This is a genomic window from Limosilactobacillus urinaemulieris, assembly GCF_932750685.1.
Classification (GTDB): domain Bacteria; phylum Bacillota; class Bacilli; order Lactobacillales; family Lactobacillaceae; genus Limosilactobacillus; species Limosilactobacillus urinaemulieris.
Map to the genome: position 1 here is coordinate 21,959 of NZ_CAKOBX010000007.1, position 12,784 is coordinate 34,742.

Annotated in this window: 11 protein-coding genes; 10 read left to right on the top strand and 1 reads right to left on the bottom strand. The window is 40.8% G+C overall.

Going from position 1 to position 12,784, the window contains the following annotated elements:
- Positions 1-29 precede the first annotated feature (29 nt).
- The 6 genes from MR181_RS05910 to MR181_RS05935 all read left to right on the top strand — a co-directional run bounded on the left by MR181_RS05910 (position 30) and on the right by MR181_RS05935 (position 6,257).
- Positions 30-1,049 carry a zinc-dependent alcohol dehydrogenase family protein gene (locus tag MR181_RS05910; protein ID WP_242336035.1) on the top strand — a complete coding sequence of 340 codons (1,020 nt, stop codon included), beginning with the start codon at positions 30-32 and terminating at the stop codon, positions 1,047-1,049.
- Between the two features lie 151 nt (positions 1,050-1,200).
- Positions 1,201-1,467, top strand: a complete 267-nt coding sequence (locus tag MR181_RS05915) for a SemiSWEET family transporter (protein ID WP_102168244.1) — start codon at positions 1,201-1,203, stop codon at positions 1,465-1,467.
- Positions 1,468-1,615: 148 nt separating this feature from the next.
- On the top strand, positions 1,616-2,803 hold the full coding sequence (locus tag MR181_RS05920; protein WP_242336038.1) for an MFS transporter: 1,188 nt from the start codon (positions 1,616-1,618) through the stop codon (positions 2,801-2,803).
- A gap of 54 nt (positions 2,804-2,857) precedes the next feature.
- On the top strand, positions 2,858-3,724 hold the full coding sequence (locus MR181_RS05925; protein ID WP_242336041.1) for a PPK2 family polyphosphate kinase: 867 nt from the start codon (positions 2,858-2,860) through the stop codon (positions 3,722-3,724).
- A 79-nt stretch (positions 3,725-3,803) separates the two neighbouring features.
- Positions 3,804-4,781 carry a zinc ribbon domain-containing protein gene (locus tag MR181_RS05930; RefSeq protein ID WP_242336044.1) on the top strand — a complete coding sequence of 326 codons (978 nt, stop codon included), beginning with the start codon at positions 3,804-3,806 and terminating at the stop codon, positions 4,779-4,781.
- 150 nt (positions 4,782-4,931) lie between these two features.
- Positions 4,932-6,257, top strand: coding sequence for an MFS transporter (locus MR181_RS05935; protein WP_191911816.1), 1,326 nt, complete (start codon positions 4,932-4,934; stop codon positions 6,255-6,257).
- 90 nt (positions 6,258-6,347) lie between these two features.
- On the opposite strand, the gene nth is transcribed toward MR181_RS05935, so the two are convergent.
- On the bottom strand, positions 6,348-6,989 hold the full coding sequence (nth, locus tag MR181_RS05940; protein WP_242336047.1) for an endonuclease III: 642 nt from the start codon (positions 6,987-6,989) through the stop codon (positions 6,348-6,350).
- 785 nt (positions 6,990-7,774) lie between these two features.
- Between nth and MR181_RS05945 the strand changes: the two genes are divergently transcribed.
- From MR181_RS05945 to MR181_RS05960, 4 genes are all read left to right on the top strand, one after another.
- Positions 7,775-9,202, top strand: coding sequence for an APC family permease (locus tag MR181_RS05945; protein ID WP_242336050.1), 1,428 nt, complete (start codon positions 7,775-7,777; stop codon positions 9,200-9,202).
- A 338-nt stretch (positions 9,203-9,540) separates the two neighbouring features.
- Positions 9,541-10,887: an aspartate aminotransferase family protein gene (locus MR181_RS05950; protein ID WP_242336053.1), complete on the top strand. Its 1,347-nt coding sequence runs from the start codon at positions 9,541-9,543 to the stop codon at positions 10,885-10,887.
- Positions 10,888-10,973: 86 nt separating this feature from the next.
- Positions 10,974-11,405, top strand: coding sequence for a MarR family winged helix-turn-helix transcriptional regulator (locus tag MR181_RS05955; RefSeq protein WP_242336056.1), 432 nt, complete (start codon positions 10,974-10,976; stop codon positions 11,403-11,405).
- On the top strand, positions 11,383-12,774 hold the full coding sequence (locus tag MR181_RS05960; RefSeq protein WP_369807475.1) for an MFS transporter: 1,392 nt from the start codon (positions 11,383-11,385) through the stop codon (positions 12,772-12,774). The genes MR181_RS05955 and MR181_RS05960 overlap by 23 nt, the downstream gene beginning before the upstream one ends.
- Positions 12,775-12,784: the final 10 nt, after the last annotated feature.

A 12,784-nucleotide genomic window follows, 5' to 3' on the forward strand; every position in this document is an offset into this window, starting at 1 on the left:
GCACTTTGTTAGTGTAGGAGGAATATCTGATGAAAGCTTTAGTAATGACTGGTAAGAAAAAGTTAGAAATTGATGACAACTATAAGAAGCCAGAAGTTAAACCCAATGAAGTCTTAGTTCACACTGCCTGGGCTGGTATTTGCGGGACTGATAAGGCATTATATAATGGCCTTCCTGGTTCAGCGGATGCTGTTCCACCAATCGTACTGGGACACGAAAATTCCGGTGTTGTTGCAGCTGTTGGAAGTGAAGTTGAAGATTTCAAGGTTGGGGATCGGGTAAGCGTTGATCCCAACATTTACTGCCACAAGTGCTACTACTGCCGGACATCGCGTCCAGAACTTTGTGAACACTTGGATGCTGTTGGCGTTACGCGGGATGGCGGCTTTGAAGAATACTTCACCGCTCCTGAGGAAGTTGTTTACCATGTTCCTGACAATGTTTCACTTGAAGCTGCGGCCGTAATTGAACCAATTTCATGTGCAATGCACGCCGTTGATCTTTTGACCACTCACCCATATCAAAATGCATTGATCATCGGTGACGGTTTTGAAGGACAATTGATTGCTCAAATCTTAAAGGCTCGCGGAATTCGTGAAGTTATTCTTGCCGGAACCGTTGACGAAAAGCTTGAAAATAACCGGAAGCATTTCGGCTTTAAGACCATTAACAATATGACTCACCCAGAAGAGGTTAAGGAAGACTCATACGACATCGTTGTTGAAGCTGTTGGTTTACCAAAGACTCAAGAACAAGCCGTTGAAGCTGCTCGTCGTGGTGGTCAAGTATTAATGTTTGGTGTTGGTAACCCTGATTCAGAGTTTAAGGTAAATACTTACAAGGTTTACCAAAAGCAATTGACAATTCAAGGAACCTTCATCAACCCTTACACTTTCGAAGATTCGATTGCTCTGCTTCAATCGGGTGATGTGGATCCACTTCCATTAATTTCTAATGTTTTGGACTTTGCTCATGTTGAAGACTTCGTAAGTGGTAAATTAGGTAATATTTCTAAGGCAATCGTAAAGGTAGCCGGCGAAGAAGCTTAAGTTATCTAGGCGGGTAGGCGTATTTTCTACATCTTACTTCAAATTTTTTCCAAGGCTTTTTCACTGTTTGAAGTGGGTAAGCAAATCTTTCCAAATTTGAGCTTTTATTGATTAGGTATAGAAAATTTATTTTATGAAAAGGGGAACGAGAATGAATGAATCAAAGTTTATCAGCTGGCTCGGACGAATTGCCAGTATAATTGCTATCTTAATGTACGTATCTTACATTGCGCAGATTTACAACAACTTACATGGTAATTACGCTGCACCGCTTCAACCATTTGTTGCGGGAGTAAACTGTACTCTTTGGAGTATCTATGCATACTTCAAGAAAGATCGTGACTGGCCAGTGTTCTGGGCTAACTTTCCAGGGATCTTCTTTAGCTTTGCAACATTCTTGACTTGTTTCCCTTGGTAAAATAAGTCAAATAACTCCACATATTAATTCAATTTAACTGGCAAGAAATTGTACTTCTTGTCAGCTTTTTTGATAATATAAGAAAAAATATCAATTGAAGTGGTGCCATCAAACGGGTGCCGCTTTCTTTTATGGAAAGGAACAGAAAATGACAAAAGAAGTAAAGCGGATCATTGCGGTGGTCCTATTTTGCGAATTTTTAATCTGCTTAGGGATGAGTTTGGTATTTCCGGTAGAGCCATTTATTAAGAATGAATATCACTTTACTGCTTTCGACATGGGAGTGATGTCATCACTATTTGCGTTTGTTCAATTTGTTGCATCACCGGTTGTTGGCCGTTTTTCAGATAAGATTGGGCGAAAACCGATGCTGGTTTGGGGGCTCTTAATTTTTGCCATTGCGGAATTTGTCTTTGCATTGGCGCAACATTTGTGGGTCTTTGATCTCTCGCGAGCAGTTGACGGTCTTTCGGCAGCAATGTTTGTTCCTACTTCAATGGCACTGGCGGCTGATATTACAACTGAACGTGACCGTGCTAAGGTAATCGGTTGGTTATCTGCGGCTTTTAGTGGCGGCTTGATTTTAGGACTGGGGCTTGGTGGCCTATTAGCTCATGTTAGTTATAAATTTCCGTTTTGGGTTGCTGGAGTGCTTGGCCTGATTAGTACGTTAGTGGCTTGGCGCTTTCTTCCTCGCGATGAGGATGAACGATTCCAAAGTGAGACAAAGGATCCTGAGGGAGAACTTCTCGGTAGTAGTTGGCAGCAAATAAAGCAAATTATGACGCCAACGTTAGCAGTCCTTTTTGGGATGATTTTTGTCGCTGCATTCGGCTTGGCTGGTTTTGAGAGTATCTATAGCTTGTACGTTAATGAAGTCCATAACTTTGATTTAGGAGCAATTGCACTTGTTCTAACCTTAAACGGGATCATTTCGTTGGTCCTTCAAGTCTTTTTCTTTGAACGGCTTGTACAGTGGCTAGGGGAAGTCCGTTTAATGGAATATAGCTTTCTGTTGAGTATTATTGGAACAATCCTGGTGATTTATGATCATTCACACTGGCAGTTGATTGTAGCAACGTTATTTGTCTTTGAGGCCTTTGATCTTCTTCGTCCTGCCATTACGACTCTGTTAACTAAGATGAGTAAGACCAACCAAGGACTCCTTAATGGGATTAACATGTCATTGACGAGTATTGGAAATATCATTGGTCCATTAATTACTGGAGCATTGCTAGACGTTAACTATCAGTACCCATATTGGTTTGTGATTATTTTCCTGTTGATCGCCTTGATCATTGGTTTTCGCCTTCGGAAGCTTAACGTCCAAGATTAATTAGCTGGTGAACAGTGCTAGAATAGAGATAACTTGATTGGGAGGCCGAAAAAAATGAACTATAAATATACAGGCGATGACTTCAACATCAAAAAAGCACCAACAAAGGTTAAAGATAGTGCTGATGAATTGGAGAAAATCAAGAAACAAATTGAAGAAAACCTTCGTCATCTTCGCCACGCCCAAAAGATGATGTATGCACGGCATAAGTACGGGATTTTGGTTGTTTTCCAAGCAATGGATGCTGCTGGAAAAGATAGTATGATTGCTCATATTTTTTCTGGGGTTAATCCAGTTGGGTTTAAGGTGGCTAACTTTAAGCAACCAACTTCCGCGGAATTACGCCATGATTATCTTTGGCGAATTAATCAGCAACTGCCGTCTCGAGGAGAAATTGGTGTCTTTAACCGGTCATATTACGAAGATGTCCTAGTTTCCCGTGTTCATCCGGAAATTATTCTGAACGCTAATTTACCAGAGGTTGACTCCTTAAGCGATGTTAATGACCATTTCTTTAAAGGACGGTATCAAGATATCCGTGATTACGAGAAATACCTATCACGAAACGGCTTTGTAATTTTTAAATTCTTCCTTCATATTTCAAAGGATGAGCAAAAGAAACGGTTCCTTCGGCGGATTAATCTACCGAAGAAGCACTGGAAATTTTCTTCGGCAGATATTCGTGAACGTCAATACTGGGATAATTACCAAAAAGCATATGAAAAGGCAATTAACGCAACTGCTACTAAAAAGAATCCGTGGTATGTTGTTCCGGCAGATGATAAGTGGTACTCACGCTTAATTGTGTCAGACATTTTAACGAAAGAAATTGAAAAATTACCATTGGCTTATCCTGAGTTATCTCCCGATGAAGCAGCAAAGTTGGATGCAGCTAAAGCAGAGTTATTGAACGAAAAGTAATTTACAAAAAAATTCATTTTTTTGTAAATTAGAGTTATAATGTGATTAGTGAAGTAATTTGTGATTGGGGGGATAAAGAATGAAGAAATGTCCTTGGTGTGGGAAAAACGTACCAACAGAAGATCGGATTTGTCCTTCTTGTGGGTATGATTTTAGCCGTGGTGAGATGAGTTCATTCTATGATCAACGCCAACAAAAGCAAGCCAAGAGTAAAATTCGCCATAAGAATGAAATGGTGATTGTTGCTACATTAGCAATCATTGCTGGTGGAAGTTATATTTTTAATAATCAGCAGGAACAAACTGAAGCTCGCCAAAATATCCAGCAGACGACCAAGACTATTTCTGAATCGTCGACAGTAAATAGTGGCTCTGTTTCGAGTAGCTCAAGTGAAAGTGCTGCTAAGTCTAGTTCTGCAAAAAAGGCTTCGTCCGAATCGAAACAAGCAGCAAAGAATTCATCTAAGAAGGCCGAGAGTAAGAAGAGTGTCACTAAGTCATCTTCCCAATCAAAGAAGAGCGAGAAGAAACAAACAGCTAAATCTTCATCTTCAAAGACAACAAAGAAGAGTAGTACTGAAGTTGCTAAGAAGAAGCCTGCCGTAAAGAAGCAAGTAACAAAGAAGAGTAGTGGGACACAATTAAAGGCTAATATGCAACCAAATGAATTTGCTGCTGCAGTTGCTAACTATGCTGCACAAAAGAATGTCTCAAAGTGGAAAGATGTTGTTAATAATTCAAATAACGGTATTTTGATTAAGGAAACAACTGAACCGGATATTGTCAATTACTTATCTGCTAAGGGAAATGGAACAGTTTACGTTGCCTTTAACAGTAAAGACAGTAACAATGAAGTTGTTTACTCTGCATATACCATTAATCAGGATGGCAGTGTAAATATTTACGAATTTGGGACACCCGATGCACCGCATACAGGGAATATTTACAATCCTGTTGAGACAGTTTCACAACAAGATCTGGTTAAATACCTGAATAGCCATAAGCAAGCCAAGAATGTTCAACAAATGGCTAAAAAAGTCGGGATTGCTCATGAGTAAAGAATAAAACTGAATAAAAGTAAAAAACGTGATTAAGATTAGTTGATTCTTAACCACGTTTTTACTTTTCTATATTTAGTTAGTGTATAATTACCTATGTAAGCGCTTATTTATTTGGGGAGAGTTTATATTGGAGGAGTTGTCATTAAGATGTTAAGTTTCTTGAAACCGCGACATAAGGAACAAGTACCACCTGATAAGGCTCGCGGGTTATTTGAACGGTATAAATGGATGTCCTTATTTGGGGTTTTCATTGGTTATGCTGCTTTTTATATTGTCCGGAATAATTTTACGTTATCAACACCACAACTAAAGGCATCATTGGACCTTTCTAAGGGACAGATTGGGATGTTATCCAGCTGTTTACTGATTGCTTATGGGTTGGGAAAAGGGGTCATGAGCGCCTGGTCTGACAAAGCTAATCCAAAACGGTTCATGGCAACCGGGTTGATTATTTGTGCGTTGCTCAGTATGTGCCTCGCCTTCTTTGGTTTTAGTCTATGGTCACTAGCTATTATTTTAATTCTCTTAGGCTTGTTCCAAGGAATGGGCGTTGGGCCATCCTTTATTATTCTTTCAACGTGGTTTGATAAAAAGCAACGTGGTTTTATAACGTCGATTTGGAATACTTCACATAACCTTGGTGGAGGACTAATTTCACCCCTTGCCGGATTCATGTTAGGTATTGTTGGTGCAAGTCACTGGCGATTTGCAATCTATGTTTTCCCAGCATTAGTTGCCATTGCGGTAGCCTTAATTGTGTTGATCTTTGTTAAGGGACGACCCGAAGAAGAAGGCTTACCACCGCTGGAAGAAACGAAGCAAGAACAAAGTAACATTGATTATCATGCTTTAAGCTCTTGGCAAATCCTTACTAAGTACGTCTTTAATAATCCTGGTGCTTGGTTAGTTTCATTTATGGACACCTTCGTTTATATGATTCGGTTTGGAATCCTAACCTGGTTACCAATTTTCTTAATTCAGGCCAAGGGATTTACTCACGGTCAAATGATGATTGCATTTGCGTTCTTTGAATGGGCCGCTATCCCATCAACGCTACTGGCAGGGATTATTTCTGATAAACTTTTCAAGAGTTACCGGATGCCACCTGCAATGATTGCACTAGTTTTAATTATTTTCTGTATCTTTGGTTACTGGAATAGTAAATCAGTGACAGCAGTAACAGTTTATGCTGCACTGGCGGGCTGTCTAGTTTACATTCCACAATTTCTTGACTCTGTTCAAACGATGGAAGTCGTTCCACCGTTTGCTGTGGGCTCAACTGTGGGGCTTCGGGGCTTCATGAGTTATGTCCTTGGTTCAACGCTGGGAACGAGCCTTCTCGGAGTGGCAGTCGATCATTACGGCTGGAATGCGGGATTAGTTCTCTTAATTATTGCAACCATTCTTTGTTTAGCATGTTCTGCTGCCTTACACGTTTTCTCATTAAAGAAACGGCACGCAGAAGCTAAATAGTATTAGATAGATCAAGACCCTCAGTGTTCAAACGATGGATACTGAGGGTCTATCTATTATTAGTGATATTGATCTAACAAGATAGTAATCCTAAAAGACGTTATCGCGACCATATTTACAGATGGGGAGAAGGGGACACTTAGTACATTTAGGATTTTTAGCAGTACATTGGTAACGACCAAAGAAGATCATTGCGTGGTGTGCGTTAAGCCATTCTTCCTTAGGGACCGCTTCTTTTAGTCGTTTTTCAATTTGGAGAACAGTCGCGTCTGGTTTAACCATTCCTAAACGCCGTGCAACTCGACTAACATGGGTGTCGACGGGGAAGGCGGGAATATTGAAGCATTCTGCAAGGACAACGTTAGCGACTTTACGACCGACACCAGCTAAACTAGTTAGCTCTTTCATCGTGTGGGGAACCTTACCATTAAAGTCGGTCATAATTCCCCGAGCGGCTTTAACGAGATATTTAGCTTTATTATGGTAAAGCCCGAGTGATTGAATAAAGGGCTCAACGTCTTCGGGCTCAGCCTTAGCTAGTGATTTTGGAGTTGGAAAACGGGCAAAGAGTGCTGGAGTAATCATGTTAACTGATTTATCTGTTGACTGAGCGCTAAGGATTGTCGCTATTAGAAAATGAAAGGTTGTATCAGCATTTAACGTTGTTCCAGCGTCCGGAAACATTTCCCGCATTTGATGAATTGCGTTTACGATTTCGCTATTTGTCAGCATTGCTTTTCCTCCTGTAATTCTATCATTATTATAAAACAAATAAATTAACTGCCAAAAAATATTTGCTTTTAATTATCATTTGATAATGAGCTAAAAGATATATATATATATATATATATATATATATATATACGGCGGCGCGGGATTACGGGATTTTTATAATAAATAAATTTAAATATTGAATTGGGCTTTTATTTGACCTCTTTGCGATAATGATGTATAACTAAAGGTGAACAAGCGATAAGTAATATTATTGCTTGGTTTATAACTGAAATTATTTAACGATTTAGTAGTCCTACTAGATTTCATTATGTATGTGATAATATGTATGTGATAATTTTTTCAGTTATCATGTTTGAACTGAACTTAATTTAATTGGTTGATACTTTATCCTCAAATTGAGATCATTGTCGCCTCCCCATGACTGTGATTTCGCAAATAATTTGCTAGGTTGATGTTATGACTTAGGTACACACTATCTAAACGCTTACCCCCTAAATTAACCTGAGTCGTGATTGACATTCAACCGACCTAATTGAATTAATGATGCTTAAACATGCCCTATGAGACCTGCTAGATTGATCTCTATTGAAGACTTTTCAGAATTCCCCATTTCTGAAAAGTCTTTTTTGTTTTAATAATTAAAATTTTTTCATAAACGGGACAGTAAATAAAAATTAAATATTTATTTAATTAACAATTGACCAATGTGCAATCGGTTGTTAGAATAAGTTAATGTTTTCTTATTATTCTAATCTAAATTTAATAGATAAGGAGGAATGGTTATGAGTTTTTGGAAAACAATTACCCGAAAAGAAGACCCGCGCGTCTATGCCAATAAAGACGGCCATCTGGTTCGTTCGTTGAAGGTGCGGGACTTCTTAGCACTTGGGGTCGGTACAATTGTCTCCACCTCTATTTTCACTCTTCCTGGTGAAGTGGCAGCAATGCATACTGGACCAGCCGTTGCAATTTCATTCTTACTTGCTGCAGTGGTTGCAGGATTAGTTGCATTTTCTTATGCAGAAATGTCTGCAGCAATGCCATTTGCCGGTTCAGCGTATTCGTGGATTAACGTTGTTTTTGGTGAATTCTTTGGTTGGATTGCCGGTTGGGCACTTCTTGCTGAATATTTTATCGCGCTGGCCTTTGTTGGCTCTGGTCTTTCAGCTAACTTTCGGGCATTAATTGCACCATTAGGGTTGAAACTCCCGGCATCATTGTCAAATGCGTTTGGGACTGATGGCGGAATTGTTGACCTGGTTTCGGTAGTAGTTATTGCGCTGGTTGCCGCCTTGATTTCTCGTGGGGTTTCTCGAGCTGCCCGGGTTGAAAATGTCTTGGTTGTCCTTAAAGTTTTCGCCGTTTTGCTATTTATTGTAGTTGGTTTGACAGCTTTACATGCTGCTAACTATGTTCCATTTGTTCCTAAGTACCATGAAACTGCAAATGGACCATTTGGTGGCTGGCAGGGAATCTATGCTGGTGTTTCGATGATTTTCCTATCATACATCGGCTTTGATTCAATTGCTGCTAACTCTGCGGAAGCTGTTAACCCGCAAAAGACAATGCCACGAGGGATCCTTGGCTCACTTGTAATTGCTGTTGTCCTATTTGTAGCTGTTAGTTTAGTTCTTGTTGGAATGCTTCCATACAGTAAATACGCTAATAGTGCTGAACCAGTTGGGTTAGCACTTCGGGCTGCCGGTCACGGTGGTGTGGCAACAGTTGTTCAGACGATTGCCGTTGTGGGGATGTTTACCGCGCTAATTGGGATGAGTATGGCCGGCTCACGGTTAATCTACTCATTTGGTCGTGATGGAATGCTGCCAAAGTGGCTTGGTAAGTTGGATGAAAGTAATCGACCAAACCGGGCACTATGGACTCTAACAATTGTTGGGATTCTGATCGGTGCTTTCTTCCCATTCGCATTCCTTTCACAATTGATTTCTGCCGGAACATTGATTGCGTTTATGTTCGTTTCAATCGGGATTTACCCATTGCGTCGTCGTGAAGGTAAGGACATTAATGACCCAGCATTTAAGGTGCCGCTTTACCCAGTTTTACCAGCACTTGGCTTTATCGCTTCATTGATGGTTTTCCTTGGCTTGGATTACCAGGCTAAACTATACGCCGGCATTTGGTTTGTCTTCGGTCTAGTTATCTACTTTGCCTACGGAATGAAGCATTCGTATTTGAATAAGAAAAAGTAGAGTGCGAGCCGTGAGAGTGTGAAGCCGTGAAAAGCTCCCGGATGATAACGATTTCTCTCGACGAAGGCGACTAGCGTCTAGGAGAGAGGTCGTTATCTTGAGGGAGCTTAGGCTGAGCACGTTTAGTAGAGTGCGAGCCAGCAGAAGGACTTGCGGAAGGTTAGCGATTTCTCCTGACGAAGGCGTTTTGCGCCTAGGAAGGAGGTCGCTAACTCTAGCAAGTCCCTGGTGAGCAGTTCTTGACAATGCTGCCTAGAACACTTCTAACTGGCAAGCACATTTCGATTCATATTAATCATTACTAACAACGAAAAGACATAAGTAGGGAGGGATTGCTAATGGGTTCAATGGAAAATAACCGTAAAATTTTAGCAAAAGAAAATGAAGCATTTGCCACCGCAGCACGAGTTAAGTATTACGATATCGTAATTAACAGTGGGCGGGGAGCTATTTTGACTGATGTTGATGGTAACCAGTACATTGATCTTTTAGCAAGTGCTAGCTCTACAAATACCGGGCATTGTCACCCAAAAATTGTTAAGGCAATTCAAGATCAAGCAGCCAAAATTATTCAGTATACACCGGCTTATTTTGCAAATAGTCAAGCAGCCCGCTTAGCACCTCGCTTAGCAGAATTAGCGCCGATGACAGGACCAACTGAGGTAGTTTGGGGAAATTCTGGATCAGATGCAAACGATGCAATTATTAAGTTTGCCCGTGCTTATACTGGTCGGCAGTACATTGTTTCCTTTACTGGGGCATATCACGGATCTACATATGGTTCGATGACGTTGTCTAGCGTTTCCCTAAATATGGCACGAAAGATGGGGCCATTGCTGCCTGGTGTCGTAAAAGTACCATTTCCTGATCCATGGGATAAGCTTCCTGATGAATCAGAGGAGCAGTTTGTTGATCGTTATTTCAAGATGTTTAAGTTGCCATTTGAAACCTACCTACCAGTTGATGAAGTGGCTGCCATTTTAATCGAACCTATTCAAGGGGATGGTGGAATCGTAAAGACACCACCAGAATTTATGAAAAAGATCTATCAATTTGCCAAGAAAAACGGGATTCTCTTTGCTGTTGATGAAGTTAATCAAGGAATGGGACGTACCGGGAAATGGTGGTCAATCCAACATTTTGGAATTGAACCTGATCTGATGTCGGTTGGTAAATCGTTAGCTTCAGGAATGCCATTAAGTGCTGTTGTTGGGCGAAAGGAGATTATGGAATCTCTTGGCGCACCTGCTAATGTTTATACAACTGCTGGTAATCCAGTAACAACTGCAGCCGCTAATGCTACTTTAGATGTAATTCAGGATGAACATCTTCTTGAACGTTCAACTAAACTAGGCGAAAAGGCTAAGCGGTTCTTTGAAGATGAACAAAAGAAATATAACTTTATCGGTGATGTTCGAATGTACGGCCTAGATGGTGGGATTAATATTGTTAACCCGCAAACTGGTAAAGGTGACACCGCTGCAACCACGCGGATTATGTACCGGGTATTTGAACTTGGTGCAATTATCATCAGTCTTCGGGGAAATATCCTACGCTTCCAGCCACCGCTAGTAATTACCGAAGAAGAACTAGATCAAGCCTTTGCAATGCTTGATCAGGCCTTTGCGGAAGAGGCTGCTGGAAAGTTAAGTCTTCCAGATAATGCTGAAGAACTAGGCTGGTAGTTTTTAAATTGTTACTTTAATAATCGAAAAAAACCTCCTATAATATTTTGTTAGCTAGCTAACGAATTGTTACGGGAGGTTTTTTGATGGAATTAATTGGTCGATTGTTAAAAATGGCAACGAATAGCCTGAATCAAGAATTTAACCGGTTTGCTCAGCAGTATGACCTGACCGGAACACAGATGTCTGTAATCGATTTTATGGCTAATTGTGGAAGCCAGGAGTGTAACCAACAGATGATCGAACAGGAATTTAATATTAAACGGTCAACGACAACAGTAATTATTCAGCGATTAGTGAAAAAAGGTTTGATTGAGCAACGCCAGTCAGTAACTGATCGACGGCAAAAGGTGATTACGTTGACGGTAAGAGGAGGAGAATTAGCACCTAAAGTTAGGGAGTATATTTTAGCATCTGAGGAACGATTAAGAGCCAACTTTACTGCTGAAGAACTTCGTCAATTTAAGAAAATTCTGAAATTCATGATTGGGGAGGATGAAGAAAATGACTCAAAATGACCAAATTCCGCCTCGGGTTGTTGCTGCCGTTGTTGCAACAGGGTTAATGTCATTTTGTGGGGTGATCGTTGAGACCGCGATGAACGTTACTTTCCCGATTCTGATGAGTGAGTTTAACCTAACGACGAACATGGTGCAGTGGATGACCTCAATTTACCTGTTGGTTGTTGCGGTTATTGTTCCGCTTTCGGCAGTTCTAAAAAGCTCGTATAAAACACGAACTCTTTTTACCGTAGCAAACTTATTTTTCTTTAGCGGTTTATTAGTGGATGCCTTTGCACCAAGTTTTACCCTGTTGCTATTAGGTCGAGCAATTCAAGGTGTCGGAACTGGAATTGCCCTGCCGCTGATGTTTAATATCATTATGGAACAGGTTCCCCAAAGTAAGGTTGGCTTTATGATGGGAATTGGTAATTTAATCACTGGAATTGCCCCAGCAGTAGGGCCGACATTTGGTGGAATCGTTGCTAGCAAGCTGAATTGGCGGTGGATCTTTTACATTCTCCTCCCAATGATGGTTGTTTCGTTTGTTCTAGGCCGGTGGGGAATTCAGCAGAAGTCTGTGATTAGAAAACAACGGGTCGATTCCTTTAGCCTTCTGATGATCGTGTTTATGTTTAGCGGATTGGTTGACGGCTTTAGTAATGGAGGAAGTATCCCATTTATGAGTATTAATGTTCTGGGGGCTTTCTGCCTTGGAATTATTGGAATGGTTGGTCTAACGTGGCGCTCGCTTACAATCGCAACACCAACGTTAGATCTGCGCCTATTTAAGAATCACCGGTTTACTGGTCATGTTCTTGGCTTCTTTCTTACTCAGATTATGTCGCTTGGCTTTGCCTTCCTTTTACCAAATTATATTCAGTTAGTTAACGGTGATACTTCAACAATTGCCGGCTTGGTTGTTTTACCGGCAGGGGTTGCTGGAGCAGTCTTCGCGCCGCTTGGTGGAAAAATACTTGATCGGTTTGGTGCTCGTCGCCCAATTTTATTTGGAATGACGCTTTGTTTCCTTTCCCTTCTCGTCTTTTCAGTAATTAGCAAACGGATGAGTAACGTTATAATTGCAGTAGTTTACTGCTTTTATATGGCAGGAATGGGGATGTGTATGGGGAGCGTGATGACAAGCGCACTTAGAAGTATTGGCCCCTCAGAAGCGGCACAAGGAAACGCAATCTTAAATACCCTCCAACAATTCGCTGGTGCAATGGGAACATCAATTGCCGCGATGATCGTTGCAAGTAGTCAAGCACAGCTCAAAGTTAATCGGACATTATCAACCGCAATTGGGACTCAACACGCATTCATTGTTCTGACAATTTTCAGTATTATTGTTTGGCTGAGTTACTATCGCAGTGTTAAAGATTAGCCTGCTTGCA